The organism is Gemmobacter denitrificans (assembly GCF_036964905.1).
Classification (GTDB): domain Bacteria; phylum Pseudomonadota; class Alphaproteobacteria; order Rhodobacterales; family Rhodobacteraceae; genus Gemmobacter; species Gemmobacter denitrificans.
Window position 1 is genome coordinate 26724 of the sequence record NZ_JBALHR010000001.1, and the last position, 16330, is coordinate 43053.

Consider the following 16330-nt stretch of genomic DNA (forward strand, 5'->3'; position numbering starts at 1 on the left):
AGTGACATTCCCTTTGGCTTCCGTTACAGGGGCGCCAGCAGGACCGCACCACGATAGCCCTGCCGGTGCCGTCCGAGGATTTGGAGAGTGCAGCGATGAAGGCCGAGATTTTTCTGCCCGATGACTATCGCCCCGCGGAGGACGAGCCGTTCATGAATGAACGGCAGCTGGAATATTTCCGGCGCAAGCTTCTGGTCTGGAAACAGGAACTGCTGGAACAATCGGCCGAGACGATCGACAACCTGCAGGAAAGCGCCCGCAACGTGCCTGATCTGGCTGACCGTGCGAGCGAAGAGACGGACCGCGCGCTGGAACTGCGGACCCGCGACCGTCAGCGCAAGCTGGTATCCAAGATCGATGCCGCGCTGCGCCGGATCGACGAAGGCGAATATGGTTATTGCGAAATGACCGGCGAGCCGATCAGCCTGAAGCGGCTGGATGCCCGCCCGATTGCCACGATGACGCTGGAAGCGCAGGAAAAGCACGAGCGCCGCGAAAAGGTGCATCGCGACGACTGATCGCAGGCCGGGCGGCTTGCGCCCCCGCTGCGAATGACCAAAGGATGGGCCGGGCCTTTGCGCCCGGCTTTTTCGTGACCGGAGGGGAAGATGGGGCATCTGGCGGGGCGCGCGGTGACGGTGCTGGGGGCGGGGGTTGCTGGGCTTGCGGTTGCGCGGGCCTGTGCGCTGCGCGGGGCCGAGGTGACGGTGCTCGAACAGGCCGAGGCGATCCGCGAAGTGGGCGCCGGGCTGCAGGTCACCCCCAACGGCGCCGCCGTGCTGCGTGCCCTCGGTCTTGGCCCCGAACTGGCCGCCACAACCCTGCGGGCCGAGGCGGTGGAGTTGTGCGATGGTCTGGATGGCAGCCGTGTGCTGCGGATGGATCTGGCAAGATTGCGCCCGGATCTGGGCTGGCATCTGACCCACAGGTCGGATCTGATTGATCTTTTGGCCGAAGGGGCGCGCAGTGCCGGGGTTCAGGTCAGACTGCTGCAGAAGGTGGACCGGATCGATCTGTCGGGCGACCGGCCATTGCTGCGCAGCGCACAAGGGGCCGAGCGGGTGGCCGATCTGCTGATCGGCGCCGATGGCTTGCATTCGGTGCTGCGGGCCGAATTGAATGGCCGGGTTGCGCCGTTCTTCACCCGTCAGGTGGCCTGGCGCGCGGTGATCCCGGCAGAGCCTGGTGCCCAACCGGTGGCCGAGGTGCATATGGGCCCCGGCCGGCATCTGGTCAGCTATCCCTTGCGCGGGGGGCGCCTGCGCAACATCGTTGCGGTGGAGGAACGCAACAATTGGGTCGAAGAGGGCTGGAGCCTGCGTGACGATCCGATATCGGTGCAACTGGCCTTTGAAGGCTTCTCGCCCAGGGTGCGCGGCTGGCTGGATCAGATTGATACGCTCTGGCTCTGGGGTCTGTTCCGCCATCCCGTGGCTGAACACTGGGGCCGGGTCTTGCCCAAAGGGATGGCGGTCATCCTGGGCGACGCCGCCCATCCGACGCTGCCCTTTCTGGCGCAGGGCGCCAATATGGCGCTGGAAGATGCCTGGGTGCTGGCCGATACGCTGGATCGGCTGGGGCCGGGCGCGGCGGGGCTGGCGGCCTATCGCGCCGCACGTGCCGATCGGTGCAGCCGGATCGTTACTGCCGCCACCGCCAATGCGCGGGCCTATCATCTGTCAGGCCCATTGCGCGCCATTGCCCATCTGGGGCTGAAACTGGGCGGACGCATCGCGCCCGGAGCGGGGCTTGCGCGCTATGACTGGATTCACGGGCTGGATGTGACGGCGGCCTGATCGTCGCGGCTGGCAGAGTCAGGCCTGCAGGTCGATCCAGACCGGCACATGGTCTGACGGCTTTTCCTCACCCCGGACCGATTTGTCGATGCTGCATCCCGTCATCAGATCGGCCGCTTGCGGGCTGAGCAGCAGATGGTCGATGCGGATGCCGTTGTTCCGTTCCCACGCCCCGGCCTGATAATCCCAGAAGGAATAGTGCCCCGGCCCCTGCACCCGCGCCCGAAAGGCCTCGGTATAGCCCAGGTTCAGGATGCTGCGGAACGCGGCGCGGCTTTCGGGCAGGGCCAGCGCGTCCTGGCGCCAGACCTCGGGGCGGGCTGCATCTTCATCCTGCGGGATGATGTTGTAATCCCCCGCCATGACCACGGGTTCCTCACTGGCCAGCAATGCCGCGGCGCGGGCCTGCATCCGGGCCATCCAGCCCAGCTTGTAGCCATATTTGCCTGTGGCCATCGGGCGGCCATCGGCATCAAATTCGACCGGGTTGCCATTGGGCAGGTAAAGCCCGCAGAGCCGCACGGCACGGGCCGGGCCGATCACGGTCGCCTCGATCCAGCGGGCCTGTTCATCTTCCGGGTCACCCGGCAGGCCGCGCGTCACATCTTCCAGCGGCAGGCGCGACAGGATCGCCACGCCATTGAAGCTTTTCTGGCCATGGGTTTCGACATGCCATCCCAGATCTTCGAACAGCGCACGGGGAAAGGCCTCATCCACCGATTTGATTTCCTGCAAGGCGACCACATCGGGATTTGCAGCGGCAAGCCAGCGCGGCAAGGCCTCGATCCGGGCCTTGATGCCGTTGATGTTGAAGGTGGCGATCTTCATGGAACCCTCCGGCACAGTCGCTGACCCTCTATCGCCCGGGGGGACGGGGCTGGCAAGGCGGATTAGCCGGGTGCGCGACGGGCGCAGCCTGCCCGACATACTGGCCTTGTTGTGCGGTTTGCCAGCGCCCTCTGGCGCCCGGTGATCGGGTGAAGGCTGTCGCCGCCCAATGCGGGCAGGCTGCGTGTTGCATCGCCAGGCAGGGCTGGATACACCTGAGGTTGTTGAGATTCCCGCGTGTTCAGCTCGGCGCGTGTTTTGTGTGGGGGAATGATGGAACTATTGCTATTGATGTCTATGGGGCTGGCGGCGCTGCTGGTGCCCTTCGCCTCTGGCAGTTCAGATGACGATGATGGGCCGCAAGAGCCCGAAGGGCCGGAGTCCGCCGCAATCGGCGATGGCTTTCTTCGCGATGAGGATGGTCTGGTCACCGGAACCGATGGCGATGACAGCCTGACCTATCAGGATTTCATCGCCAGTCTGGAGCAGGGCAGTTCGGGAGATGTGACCAGCAGCGAAGACCTGATCGACGACATCAGAGCGGGGGCTGGCAATGATACGATCGATCTTCTGAGCAGTGAGGGGGAAGAAGAGCTCTATTGGGCAGAACCGGGAGATCGGGTTTTTGGCGGTGCGGGGGATGATGTCCTCCATCTTCCGAACCCTTACGGGTTAGAGGTGTATGGCGGGGCTGGGCGGGACGATATTCTGGTCGGCGCGAACCCATCTGTCCCTGTTTCCGTTTATGGTGGTCAGGGTGATGACACGCTTGACGGCACCCAGATGGAAAATGGCTCTCTTTATGGCGGCGAAGGGGATGATGAGCTTAGCCTTGATCTGCCTCCGAATGGGGGCACGGGATATGTCAAGATCGCCCATGGTGATGCCGGGGACGACACGCTGCATGTCGATTTGACGACGATTTTCAGCGAAGACGGGGCGGGCGTACCGTTCTCAAGCCACTTTGATTTCCATGGCGGAGCGGGCCGCGACACGCTGGAAGTGACCGTCCATGAAGGCTTGATTGACGAAGGTTCCTTTGAAGAGCTTCTGACCGGCGACAACAATGATATTGTCCGGGTCTCGACCATCGACTTCGAGGATTTCGTCAGGGGTGAGGACCGGGTGATCCTGAATGTCAGTTCGGTGAATGACAGTTTCGATCTGGCGGAAATCCGGATGGAAGAACAACTTCGCAACAGCGGTGAGGCGGTGACGGTCATCACCGCAAGTTACACCAGCGATACGCTCCTGACCCGCGAAGTGACTTTCAGCCTCAATGCGGTGGGCCTGACCTGGGACGATATCGAAATCGAAGGGGCCGATCCGTCGCTTCTGGCGCCTATTGTGCGTTTGTCCTGACATGAAGGCCTTGGGGCGCGTGCCGGGAAGGATGTACCCGGCACGCGCTGCATGATGACACAGACACAGGGGGGCGGTGATCTCTTCCGGGCGTGACGCGGCGCTGATGCTTGCACCATGGCGCGATCCGGTTATGCTGCGCTCATTCAGGAAGGTGCCGCAGTGCAGAAACACGATCTCCTTACGGATTTCACCCATATCACGCCGACGGCGCATATCGCCACCTCCCTGCATGGCTGGCGGGCGAAATGCCTGCAGCGTCTGGTCCGGCTGGACTTGCCGGTGCCGCAGACCGTGGCGCTTTCGGCGCCGACCGTACGGGCCATCGCCTCGGGGCAGATGGTGGATTGCCGTGCCATCCTGCAGGTCTTTGGTGCGGCAGCGCTGGTATCGGTGCGGCCCAGCCCCGAAAACCCGGATTGGGGCGGGCCTGCGACCATTCTCAATGTCGGATTCAATTCTGCGCGGCACCGGCTGATGGTGCATACCCATGGGCAGGCGGCGGCGGATATGCTGTTTCTGCGTTTCGTGCAATCCTATGCCATCCACGTTGCCCGGCTGGACCCCGACATGTTCGAAGGGCTGGACCCCGGCGCCGAAGGCCTGCGTGAGGCGTTGCGGGCCTATCAGCAGGAAATGGACGAACCTTTCCCCGAAGACCCGGCTCAGCAATTGGCCGATGTGCTGCGATCCATGTCGCGGGCCTGGGAAGGCACCACGGCGCGGCTGTTGCGGCAGGCCAAGGGGGCCCCGGCCGAAGCGGCGCTTGGCCTTGTGGTGCAGCAGATGGCGCAGGGGCTAGGGCAGGGCATTTCGGGGTCCGGTGTCATTCAGTTCATCAACCCGGTGACCGGGGATCGTCAGGTGAAGGGCCGCTATCTCGGCCAGAGCCAGGGCCGCGATGCGCTGACGCAGGGCGGGGCGATCTATCTGACGCGCGACAAGCGCGGCCCCTCGCTCGAGGATCTGGCCCCCGACCTGTTTGCCGAACTGGTGCGACAGGGAGAGGTGTGCCGTCAGCGCCTGCGCGAGGAAATGCAGATCGAATTCACCATCGAGGATGGCCAGCTTGCGGTGCTTGATGCGGTCAAGGTGCAGCGCTCCTCGCGCGCCGGGCTGAAGATCGCGGTGGCGCTTGCCCGTGACGGGATCATTTCCACCGCCGATGCCGTTCTGCGGGTGGAGCCGCGCGCGCTGTCCGAATTGCTGCATCCGCAGGTCGATCCGCAGGGGCCGCGCGATGTCTTCACCCGGGGCATTGCCGCCAGCCCGGGGGCGGCGACGGGACGGATCGTGTTTTCGTCTCAGGCCGCGCAGGCCAGCGCGGCACGGGGCGAGCCCTGCATCCTTGTGCGGCGGGAAACCGCGCCGGAAGATATTCGCGGCATGCATTCGGCCTCGGGCGTGCTGACCGAACGCGGCGGGATGACCAGCCATGCCGCCGTGATCGGGCGCGGTCTGGGTCTGCCCTGTATCGTGGGCGCATCGGACCTGCGGCTCGATTCCAAGGATCGCAAGCTGACCGCCCGTGATGGCCGCGTGTTCCGCGAAGGCGATATCATCACGATTGACGGCACGACGGGCGAGGCGCTGGTCGGTGCAGCCGAAATGCTGCCGCCCGCGCAGGACGAGGCGTTCCGCCAATTGCTGACATGGGCTGATGAACTGCGCGATATCGGTATCCGCGCGAATGCCGATACGCCCGCCGATGCCCAGACCGCGCGCGATTTCGGCGCGGCGGGGATCGGGCTGTGCCGTACGGAACACATGTTCTTTGAAGAGGACCGGCTGGTCGTGATGCGCGAAATGATTTTCGCCGACACACCAAAGGACCGGGCCGCCGCGTTGGAACGTCTGCTGCCGATCCAGCGCAAGGACTTTGGACAACTCTTTGAAATCATGCATGGCCTGCCGGTCTGTATCCGGCTGTTCGACCCGCCTTTGCATGAATTCCTGCCCCATACCCGCGAAGGTCTGCGCGATCTGGCCGAGGCGCTGGCCCGGCCTCTATCCGAGGTCACCCGCCGGGCCGAGGCTTTGGCCGAATTCAACCCGATGTTGGGCATGCGCGGGGTGCGGCTGGGGGTGGTCCTGCCGGAAATCTATGACATGCAGGCCCGCGCGATCTTTGAGGCGACGGTTGAAACCGTCCGCAAGGGTGCCCCGGTGGTGCCGGAAATCATGATCCCGCTGGTGTCTGCCCGACGCGAGGTGGAACTGGTCAAGACCCGGATCGATGCGGTCGCGGCAGCCGTGCGCACCAAGACCGGTGTGAGTTTCGATTACCGGCTTGGGGTAATGGTGGAAACCCCGCGCGCCGCGCTGCGTGCAGGGGAAATCGCGCAGCACGCGGCCTTTCTGTCCTTCGGGACCAATGACCTGACGCAGATGACCTATGGCCTGTCGCGCGACGATGCCGGGCGGTTCATGAACACCTATGTCCAGGAAGGTGTCTTCCCCGAAGATCCGTTCCATATCCTTGATGTGGAAGGGGTGGGGGAATTGCTGCTGATGGGGGCTGAACGTGGTCGGCGCACGCGGTCTGATCTGACAGTGTCGATCTGCGGCGAACATGGCGGAAATCCCGAATCAATCGCCTTCTGCCGCCGCGCCGGGTTCGACTATGTCAGCTGTTCGCCCTATCGCGTGCCGCAGGCGCGGCTGGCGGCAGCACATCTGGCACTGACCGAACCGCTTGTGCAAAAAGCTGTGGAAAACTGACCGGAATCTGCCGGTTAGCCGTTATTTCGCTTGCAAGTCGCAAAGGTGGGTCGGCAGGAATCCGCGCGGTTTTCGTTGATTCACTGTTGCAATTTTACCACTGCTCTGGACTCGGCCCCCGGATTTGCGCTATGAACCGCGACTGTTGCGTCACAAACCCGTGAATTTCGGGGCTGGCGCGGCGCGAAACAGGACCGGGAACACACGTTAATGCGCTTGCGACAATGCTGGACGATGGCCGCCCTGGCCTCGATCGTCCTCGGAGGAGCGGCCTTCGCCGATGTGACGGTGAGCCAGTCGAATGACCCGATGGCGGGTCTGGGGGGGCAGATGGCCACCCTTCTGGGTATGGAAAAATCGGCGCTGGGCCGGGTTCCTGCACCCCGTCTTGCAGCCCTCGCGCAGGGGGAACAGCCCAGCCGCAAGGTGCCTGCGCAGAAGGCCGCGGCGAAACAGGCGTCGGCAAGATCGAAAAGCCCAGCTCTTCCAGAGATTTCTGCGCCGAAGCTCATCCAGTATGATGCAGCCTTTCTGAACCGGCTGCCCCCGGCGCGTGGTGATGCGCAATGGCAATGCCTGGCCACGGCCCTTTACCACGAAGCCCGGGGCGAAACCGTGCGCGGGCAGTTTGCCGTGGCAGAGGTGATCCTGAACCGGGTGGACAGCTCCCGCTATCCGGGATCGGTCTGCAGTGTAGTGCAACAGGGCGGCGGCGGATCGTGCCAGTTCTCTTATACCTGTGATGGCAAATCCGATGCGACCTCTGAGCGCGAGGCCTGGCTGCGGGCGGGCAAGATCGCCCGGCTGATGCTGGATGGTGCTCCGCGCGCGTTGACGTCAGGCGCCACGCATTTCCATACGGTGAATGTGCGCCCTGACTGGTCGCGCAAATTCATGCGGACGGCGGCGATCGGGGCGCATCTGTTCTATCGGCCCTGAGCCGATAGGTGCTTTTTTCGGCTCTGGCAGCGCCCATGTCGGGGCCGGGCTCTTGCCTGACGTTTCAGGCCGGGTCATAGCTGCGCGCGCCGGGCTAGAACACGCAAAAGCCTGCGCGCGGCCTTGGAGGGCATGATGACCAGCGATATCCGACTTGCCTTCGCCCACCCGGAGGAACGCGCCGCCGCCTCGGCCAGCGCCGATCCGCGCGACCGTATCAGCCTGCGCGACCATGTGGTCGAGGCCGATATCGGCGCGTTTCAGCAGGAACGCGGCCACAAGCAGCGCCTGCGCTTCAATGTCGTGGTCGAGGTGCGTCCGCATCCCGCCCCGCTGGAAGATGACGTTGATCGTATCCTGAGCTATGACCGCATCACCGAGGCCATCGCCGCAGAACTGGCCGAGGAACGGTTGAACCTGCTGGAAACCCTGGCCGAGAAGGTGGCAGAGCGGGTTCTGGCCGAACCGCAGGCGATGCGCGCCTTTGTCCGGGTGGAAAAGCTGGATCGTGGCCCGGGCGCGCTTGGGGTGGAAATCGTGCGGTCGCGGGCGGCGGCACCCTTGAAGGCGGTCGATGCCAATGGGGCCTTGCAGGCGCTGCATCCTTTGGTCGCCTGGTTTGACAATGACACCATTGCCGCCCCCGATCTGGCCGCGCGGCTGGATGCGCTGCAGGCGCGCGGCTTGCCGGTGATCCTGACCGTAGGTCTGCCCGATCTGCCGCGCCCGGTGACGGGACACAAGCCGACACAGCGCCGGATTGACCTGCTGGCCATCGAACAGAACGCCTGGACACTGGCCGCACGGGATGACCGCTGCGTGGTGGTGGCGACGCGAACGGAAATCGACTGGGCGATGCGCCATGGCAAGATGATCGTCTGGGCCCCGTCGAAACTGGTATTGGATGCCGTGGATGGGCCGCATTCACGCGAACCGGTTGCCTTGGCGCTGTGGTTGGCCGAGTTGACAGCGGCGGAAATCATGGTCGTTCACGGGAATGTAACAGTTCCGGCGGGAAGCCGCGTGCCGGTGGAGCGCGCCTGATCCGGGGCTTGCCTGACTGCGCGCTTGGGGCTAGGCGAAGGGCATGATCTATTATCGCCCCATTCCGATGAGTGATGCGGCCCGCCCTGCCGATGCGCTGTCCCTTGCCGGGGGCTGGCTCTGGTTCGACAGGGTCGAAGTGCTGGAACGCGGCCGCGTGCCGCAGCTGGTGCCTGCTGCCGAACTGCCGCCTGAAATGCGCCGTCGGCTGACGGCACCGCGTGCCGATTTTGCCGGTCTGCGCCTGGACAGGCCGCGCCTGATGGGCATTCTGAACGTGACGCCCGACAGCTTTTCCGATGGCGGGTTGTTTCTTGCCCCCGAAGCGGCGCTGACACAGGGCCAGATGATGGCTGGCGCGGGGGCCGAGATCATCGATATCGGCGGTGAAAGCACCCGGCCCGGGGCCGCCGAAGTCCCGGTGGAAGAAGAAACCGCCCGCACCGCACCGGTGATTGCAGCGCTGCGCGCGGGCGGAATTGAAACGGCAATTTCCATCGACACCCGCAAATCGGCAGTGGCGCAGGCGGCGCTGCAGGCCGGGGCCAGTATCGTGAATGACGTTTCGGCCTTTTCCCATGATCCAGCACTGCAGGCGGTGGTGGCCGCCTCGGCTGCGCCGGTCTGCCTGATGCATGCGCAGGGTACGCCGCAAACCATGCAGCTGGACCCGCGCTATGATGATGTTCTGCTGGATGTCTATGATTTTCTGGCCGAGCGCGTGGCTGCAGCCGAGGCAGCAGGCATATCCCGTGACCGGATCATGGTCGATCCCGGCATCGGCTTTGGCAAGACGCTGGAGCATAACCTGACGCTGATCCGGGGGCTTGGCCTGTTTCACGGTCTGGGCTGCCCGATCCTGTTGGGGGTCAGCCGCAAGAAATTCATCGGAACCATTGGCGGCGAGCAGGACGCGGCGCGGCGCGCGCCCGGATCGGTGGCCGTCGCGCTGGCCGGGGTGGCGCAGGGCGCGCAGGTCTTGCGTGTGCATGATGTCTGGGAAACGCGTCAGGCGCTCAGCCTGTGGCGTTCGGTAACCATGGGGGATGTGGCATGAGCCGCAAGCTGTTTGGCACCGACGGGGTGCGGGGCCAGGCCAATACCTATCCGATGACCGCAGAAATGGCGCTGCGTCTGGGCGCTGCTGCCGGTCGGTTCTTTCGCCGCGATGGCAGTTCCGCGCATCGGGTGGTGATCGGCAAGGATACCCGGCTGTCAGGCTACATGATCGAAAACGCGCTGACGGCGGGCCTGACCTCGACCGGCATGAATGTGCTGCTGCTCGGTCCGGTGCCGACGCCTGCGGTGGGGTTCCTCACCCGCAGCATGCGCGCAGATCTGGGCGTGATGATCTCGGCCAGCCACAACCCGCATAGCGACAACGGGATCAAGTTCTTTGGCCCCGACGGGTTCAAACTGTCGGACGAGGCCGAGGCAGAAATCGAAAGCATCGTGCAGGGCGACATCCTTCCGGCGCAACCGCAGAACATCGGTCGGGCCAAGCGCATCGATGACGGGCGCGGACGCTATCAGGAATTCGTGAAAACCACCTTCCCGCAGGGGCTGCGGCTCGATGGATTGAAGGTGGTGATCGATTGCGCGAACGGGGCCGCCTACAAGGCCGCGCCGGAGGTGCTGTGGGAATTGGGGGCCGAGGTGATCCCGGTGGGCGTTTCCCCCAATGGCACCAACATCAACGATCGCTGCGGCTCCACCCATACCCAGACCGCGGCCGAGGCCGTGGTCGCGCATGGCGCCCATGTCGGCATCTCCCTCGATGGCGATGCGGATCGGGTGATGATCCTTGATCAGAATGGCCGCGTGGCCGATGGCGATCAGATCATGGCGCTGCTGGCAGCCCGCTGGGCGGAAGAGGGGCGGCTGCGCGGCAAGACGCTGGTCGCCACCGTGATGTCCAATCTGGGGCTGGAGAAATTCCTCACCGGGCGCGGGCTGCGGCTGGAGCGCACGGCTGTCGGTGACCGCTATGTGGTCGAGGCAATGCGGCGCGGCGGCTTCAATCTGGGGGGCGAACAATCGGGCCATATCGTGATGACCGATTATGCCACCACGGGGGATGGTCTGGTGGCGGGCCTGCAATTCCTGTCTGAAATGGCGCGCACGGAACGCCCGGCGTCAGAGCTGGTGAAAAGCTTTGAAACTGTGCCGCAGCTTCTGAAGAACGTGCGCTATGGCGCTGACAAACAACCGCTTTCCGATGTGGGCGTGCAGGCGCGTATCGCCGAGGCCGAGGCCCGTCTGAAGGGCCGGGGCCGGGTGCTGATCCGCAAATCGGGCACCGAACCGCTGATCCGGGTGATGGCGGAATGCGAGGATGAGGGGCTGTTGCGTTCGGAAGTGGAAGCCATGGTCGCCGCCATCGAGGCAGTCGTGTGATCCAATGGCAAGGCTGGCACGTTTCCCTGTGAAAGGGGGAACGGATCATGCGGGCATTGGTGATCGGGGCGTCGGGCGGGATCGGATCTGCGCTGGTGGCAGGATACGCCGCGCGCGGGGCAGAGGTCATCGGGCTGTCGCGTCACGCAGATGGGCTGGACCTGACGGATGAGCCCAGTATTGCCGCGCTGATCGGCGGGCTGGAACCGCCCTTTCACCGCATCATCGTGGCGACAGGGGCCCTTGAACTGGATGGCCGCCCCCCGGAAAAAACCCTGCGCGCGCTGGAAAGCCCGGGTTTGGCGGCGCAGTTTGCGTTGAATGCGGTTGGTCCGATCCTTGTGCTGAAACATGCGCTGCGCCTGATGCCGCGCGATGCAGGGGTCCGTTTCGCCGCGCTTTCGGCACGGGTTGGCTCGATCGGGGATAATGCGCTTGGCGGCTGGTATGGGTATCGTGCCGCCAAGGCGGCGCTGAATCAGTTGTTGCACACCGCCGCCATCGAAGTCGCGCGCAGCCATCCCCAAGCGGTGATTGCGGCACTGCATCCGGGCCATGTGGCGACACCACTGTCGTTGAAATACGGTGGTGCCTTGCCATCTTATCCGCCTGAAACGGCGGCGGCGCGGCTGATTGCGGTGCTGGACGGGCTGACGCCCGCGCAATCCGGCGGGTTCTTCGATTATGCCGGGCGGGCGATCCCGTGGTGAAACCGCGCCTGATCCTTGTGCTGGGCGATCAGTTGACGCCCGATCTGGCGGCCTTGCGGGCAGGTGATCCCGCGCGCGATGTGGTGGTGATGGCCGAGGTGATGGCCGAAGGCACTTATGTGCCGCATCATCCGCAAAAGATCGCCCTGATCCTGTCTGCCATGCGCCATTTCGCCGGATCGTTGCGCGAAGGTGGCTGGCAGGTCGCTTATTCCCGGCTGGATGACCCGGAAAATTGCCAGTCGATCCCGGGCGAGCTTTTGCGTCGCGCGGCCGAATTCGGTGCGGATCAGGTGATTGCCACCCGGCCCGGCGACTGGCGGTTGCGCGCGGCGCTTGAGGGCGTGCCGCTGCGCCTCGATTGGCTGGCCGATGACCGGTTCCTGTGCAGCGAGGCCGAGTTTGCCACCTGGGCGCAGGGGCGCAAGGAATTGCGGATGGAATGGTTCTATCGCGAGATGCGCCGCAAGACCGGCCTGTTGATGGCGGATGGCAAGCCCGTCGGCGGGCGCTGGAACTTCGATGCCGAAAACCGCCGCCCCGCCGCGCCCGATCTGTTCCGCCCCGCGCCACCGCGCTTTGCCCTCGATGCGGATACCCTTGCCGTGCTTGATCTGGTCGAGGCGCGGTTTGCGGATCATTTCGGGCGGCTGCGGCCCTTTGATTGGGCTGTCACCCGCGAGGGGGCGCTGCAGGCGCTGGACCATTTTCTGGCCCATGCCTTGCCGCGCTTCGGGGCCGAACAGGATGCGATGCTGGCGGGCGATCCCTTCCTGTCGCATGCGTTGATTTCGCCTTATCTCAATCTTGGGCTGCTGGCGCCTCTAGAGGTCTGCCAAAGGGCAGAAGCCGCCTTTCATGCCGGCACCGCGCCCATCGAGGCGGTCGAAGGGTTCATCCGGCAAATCATCGGTTGGCGTGAATATGTGCGCGGCTTCTGGGCGCTGATGGGGCACGATTATCTGCAGATGAACCATCTGGGCCACAAGGCCGCCTTGCCTGCCGCCTATTGGGGGGCCGATACGCGGATGGCCTGTCTGCGGTCGGTGGTGGCCCAGACCCGCGATCACGCCTATGCCCACCATATCCAGCGGCTGATGGTGGCGGGGAACTTTGCGGCGCTGGCCGGGGTGAACCCGGCCGCAGTGCATGACTGGTATCTGTCGGTCTATATCGACGCGCTGGAATGGGTGGAGGCCCCCAATACGCTGGGCATGAGCCAGTTTGCCGATGGCGGGCGGCTGGCTTCCAAACCCTATGTCGCAAGTGGCGCCTATATCGACCGGATGTCGGATTACTGCGGCGGCTGCGCCTATCGGGTGGCCGAACGGGCCGGGCCGATGGCCTGCCCGTTCAACGCGCTGTACTGGCACTACCTGACCCGCCACCGGGGCCGGTTCGCCGGCCATCCCAGGATGGCAGTGATTTACAAGGGCTGGGACAAGCGTCCCGAAGCGGACCGGCAGGCGATCCTGCAAACCGCCGGTGATCTGCTGGCCCGGCTGGCCGCCGGGCAGCCGGTCTGACTGTGCCTTCAGGCGCTGCGGGCAGTGGCACCGCCTTCGGGCCGCGCGGCAATATCGGCGGCAAGCGCGCGGAGGACTGCCTTGTCTTCCTCCAGCAGCGGCGCGGCCTCGGCCTGTGCCAGCGCGCGGGCTGACAGGCGACGGGCTTCGGCCAGAAAGATGGCCGGGTCCAGATCGGCCAGACCTGCCAAGGTCTTGTGCAGCCGGATCTGCACCTCGATCAGCCCGGCTCCGTCGCGCGCGATGGCGGCAAAGGCATCCGTCATCAGATCGGACAGGCGCAGCGGCGGCACCAGCAGCGCGGGGTAATCGACCGGGGCTTCGGCCCGGCCTTGCCACAGAGCCAGCAGCCGCATCTGCCGTGTCAGGATATCAATTGCCGTTCCGGGGTCGTTCACCGCGGGCGAAAGCGCGCGCGAGGCGATTTCCGTCAGGGCAAGAATGCCAAAACGCGGGTCTTGCGCGAAGTTGCGGGTGGGCGCGATCACGAAATGGCGGCGCAGCGCGGCCTCTGTCTCTGCATCGGCGCGCCCCGGGGGCAGGATCCGCAGCAAGGGGGCTGCGGGGTGCAGGAATGACCCAGGCAGGGCGGCGATTGCCAGTGTCACGCCAGCCGCCGAGGCCACCTGCTGCAGCCCGGCCACATCGATCATCTGCAGATAGCCGCAGCCGTCGGGCATCACCGGCTGGCCGCGCATCGCCTCGGCCTCGGCGGTGTCAGACAGGCGGCGACCGCCCAAAAAGGGCCGCGCCATCCGGTCGGACAGCGAACTGGCCGCTGCCCGCTCCACCCGGGCGATGGTATCGGCAAGCCGCCCGAAATCGGCCAGATGCCCGATCCAGCGGACCAGTTGCCAGATCACCGCCGCCAGCACCACAAGGGTGACAACGAACAGGACAAGCCGCCCGGCCTCTTCGTAAATGCCGGTCTGCAGTCCGATCAACCCGCTGAGCGAAAAGAGAAAGGCCCCTGTGAAGGTGGCCAGAACGCTTTGGGTCACACCGTCCTGTTTCAGCAATTCGGTGGCGCGCGGCGTGGCGCCGCTGGCCGCCGCCCCAAAGGCACCTGTCATGATCGACAGCGAAAAGGTGGTCACCGACAGCATGGATGAGGCCATGATCTGCAAAATGGTCGATACCGCATCGGCCCCGATCCGGGCGGGAAGGGTTGCGGGCAGAAAGGGCTTAACCGCAAGGGTGACCAGCGCTGTGGCCACCCCCAGCCCGGCATAGATGGCAATCGGAACCCAGATCCTCCGGGTAAACTGCCGCAGATTCCATTGCCAGACGGATACCATGGTCACCTCCTGTACCTTTTCCCGCAGGATAGGCCCCGCCACCATGGGTGCAAGCGCCACAGCACGGCCCTGCCGCGACGTTGACCCTTGTCCGACCGCCTTCTATCGTTGCGCGATAGGTTGGAGGTCGTGAATGAAACCCAAAGGGTTCTGGTCTTACGCGCGGGGAGATGACGATCATCTGGACAAGATGCTGAGCGATCTGCGCGGCGTGATCGCGGGCGAAGTGTCGATGCTGATGGGCGAGGAAGTCGGCATCTTTCAGGATATCCACGATCTGCGCACCGGCGACCGCTGGGCCGAGACGCTGCGGGCCGGGGTCAGCGCGGCCTCTTTCCTGATCCCCGTGCTGACGCCGCGCTTCTTCAACCGCGATTGGTGCCGCGAGGAAGTGCTGACCTATCTGCGCATCTGCGAAGAGACCGGGATTGAGCCGCGCATCTTTCCGATCCGGTTTGTGAAATGGCGAGAGGACGCGGATTGCGTGGTGCGGCAGGCTTTGCAGCCGTTTCAATACAAGGATTTCTCCAACTGGCGGTTTGAGAGCGATCCGACACAGAAATCTCGGCTGGTTTTCGAATTTGCGGAAGATGTGACAGAGCGGTTGCATTTGCCCCCGGCGGCGCGAAAGCCTGCAAAGCCCAGTGTTGGCGCAGCACATGAACCTCAGACACAAAAGACAGCGGAAGAGATCGACTTGTCGCGTAAGGAGGAAATGCCCCCACCGAAGCAGCCCGTGCATATTGTCGATCCCTGGCCGAAGCGCGGCGATTTCACCAGCATTCAGGCCGCCATCGACGCGGCAGAGCCCGGTGACCGGATCCTGGTGCGCGAGGGCACCTATCGGGAATCGCTGCGCCTTTCCAAGGTATTGGAGATTTTCGGGGAAGGTGATCGCGAACGGATTCTGGTGACAACCGACAAGGGCAACGCTTTGCAGTGCGATGCGCCGCTGGCCCGGATTGCCGGCCTAAGGTTTCGGCGCGACGCGGGGGGCAAAAACTACGGCATCTGGATTAGCGGCGGTGGGGCCGAGATTGAGGATTGCGTGGTCGAAAGCCTGTCCCTGGCCTGTATCGCGATAGAGGGCAGCGGCACGGCACCATCCCTGCGCCGCTGCTTGCTGCGTGACGGGGAACAAGCTGGGCTGTTTGTCTTGGAGGGCGCGCAACCTGTGGTCGAGGATTGCCAGTTCATCGGCAATGCCTTTTCGGCAGTCGAGGTGGAGGGGCAAGTCACGCGCCCCACCCTGCGCCGCTGCGTCGCCTCACATGGCAAAGCTGGTGGCTTCTTCTTCCACGAGGGCGCGGGTGGGGTGATGGAGGGGTGCGAGGGCATTGGCAACGCCTATACCGGTGTCGAGATCAAGACAGGTGCCGCCCCCTTGCTGCGCGACTGCACCCTGCGCGACAACATGAAATCGGGCCTGTTCGTGCATGAAAACGGGCGCGGGCGGGTCGAAGGCGGGCAGATCACCGGGAATGGGATTGTCGGGGTATCGGTCGGAGAAGGCAGCACTGTTACAGTGACGGGCTGCACCATAACCGACAATACCTATGAGGCGGTCTGGGTCAAGGATGACGATAGCACCGGCACCTTCCGCAACAATGATCTGCGTGGAAATCGGCTGGGCGCTTGGGACATTGCCGAAGGCGCCAAGGTCGAACGCCACGGCAATATGGAATAAGGCCGGAGGTTTCCCCCCGGCC

General features: G+C 64.5%; 13 protein-coding genes. 11 read left to right on the forward strand and 2 right to left on the reverse strand.

What is annotated here, in order from left to right; all coding sequences use genetic code 11:
* The first annotated feature begins 95 nt into the window (after positions 1-95).
* Positions 96-518: an RNA polymerase-binding protein DksA gene (dksA, locus tag V6590_RS00135; RefSeq protein WP_335417704.1), complete on the forward strand. Its 423-nt coding sequence runs from the start codon at positions 96-98 to the stop codon at positions 516-518.
* Positions 519-608: 90 nt separating this feature from the next.
* Positions 609-1796: an FAD-dependent monooxygenase gene (locus tag V6590_RS00140; protein WP_335417708.1), complete on the forward strand. Its 1188-nt coding sequence runs from the start codon at positions 609-611 to the stop codon at positions 1794-1796.
* Between the two features lie 18 nt (positions 1797-1814).
* Here the strand turns inward: V6590_RS00140 and xth are convergent, their stop codons facing one another.
* Positions 1815-2624 carry an exodeoxyribonuclease III gene (gene xth, locus V6590_RS00145; protein WP_335417711.1) on the reverse strand — a complete coding sequence of 270 codons (810 nt, stop codon included), beginning with the start codon at positions 2622-2624 and terminating at the stop codon, positions 1815-1817.
* 273 nt (positions 2625-2897) lie between these two features.
* On the opposite strand from xth, the gene V6590_RS00150 reads away from it, so the two are divergent.
* The 8 genes from V6590_RS00150 (at position 2898) to V6590_RS00185 (ending at position 13323) form a co-directional block, all read left to right on the forward strand.
* Positions 2898-3986 carry a hypothetical protein gene (locus V6590_RS00150; protein ID WP_335417713.1) on the forward strand — a complete coding sequence of 363 codons (1089 nt, stop codon included), beginning with the start codon at positions 2898-2900 and terminating at the stop codon, positions 3984-3986.
* 117 nt (positions 3987-4103) lie between these two features.
* On the forward strand, positions 4104-6707 hold the full coding sequence (locus tag V6590_RS00155) for a putative PEP-binding protein (RefSeq protein ID WP_335417715.1): 2604 nt from the start codon (positions 4104-4106) through the stop codon (positions 6705-6707).
* A 210-nt stretch (positions 6708-6917) separates the two neighbouring features.
* Positions 6918-7646 carry a cell wall hydrolase gene (locus tag V6590_RS00160; protein ID WP_335417718.1) on the forward strand — a complete coding sequence of 243 codons (729 nt, stop codon included), beginning with the start codon at positions 6918-6920 and terminating at the stop codon, positions 7644-7646.
* 135 nt (positions 7647-7781) lie between these two features.
* Entirely contained in the window at positions 7782-8690 is a 909-nt protein-coding gene (locus V6590_RS00165; RefSeq protein WP_335417721.1) for a dihydroneopterin aldolase, read from the forward strand.
* A 43-nt stretch (positions 8691-8733) separates the two neighbouring features.
* Positions 8734-9747, forward strand: a complete 1014-nt coding sequence (gene folP, locus V6590_RS00170) for a dihydropteroate synthase (RefSeq protein ID WP_335417724.1) — start codon at positions 8734-8736, stop codon at positions 9745-9747.
* Positions 9744-11087: a phosphoglucosamine mutase gene (gene glmM / locus V6590_RS00175; protein WP_335417726.1), complete on the forward strand. Its 1344-nt coding sequence runs from the start codon at positions 9744-9746 to the stop codon at positions 11085-11087. Before folP ends, glmM begins: the two co-directional genes overlap by 4 nt.
* A 47-nt stretch (positions 11088-11134) precedes the next feature.
* Complete coding sequence (locus tag V6590_RS00180; RefSeq protein ID WP_335417729.1) at positions 11135-11797, forward strand: SDR family NAD(P)-dependent oxidoreductase; 663 nt, start codon at positions 11135-11137, stop codon at positions 11795-11797.
* A complete protein-coding gene (locus V6590_RS00185; protein WP_335419333.1) occupies positions 11794-13323 on the forward strand; it encodes a cryptochrome/photolyase family protein in 1530 nt (509 codons plus the stop codon). Before V6590_RS00180 ends, V6590_RS00185 begins: the two co-directional genes overlap by 4 nt.
* An 8-nt stretch (positions 13324-13331) precedes the next feature.
* On the opposite strand, the gene V6590_RS00190 is transcribed toward V6590_RS00185, so the two are convergent.
* Positions 13332-14681, reverse strand: coding sequence for a DUF2254 domain-containing protein (locus tag V6590_RS00190; RefSeq protein WP_335417734.1), 1350 nt, complete (start codon positions 14679-14681; stop codon positions 13332-13334).
* 73 nt (positions 14682-14754) lie between these two features.
* Between V6590_RS00190 and V6590_RS00195 the strand changes: the two genes are divergently transcribed.
* Complete coding sequence (locus V6590_RS00195) at positions 14755-16308, forward strand: right-handed parallel beta-helix repeat-containing protein (RefSeq protein ID WP_335417737.1); 1554 nt, start codon at positions 14755-14757, stop codon at positions 16306-16308.
* Positions 16309-16330: the final 22 nt, after the last annotated feature.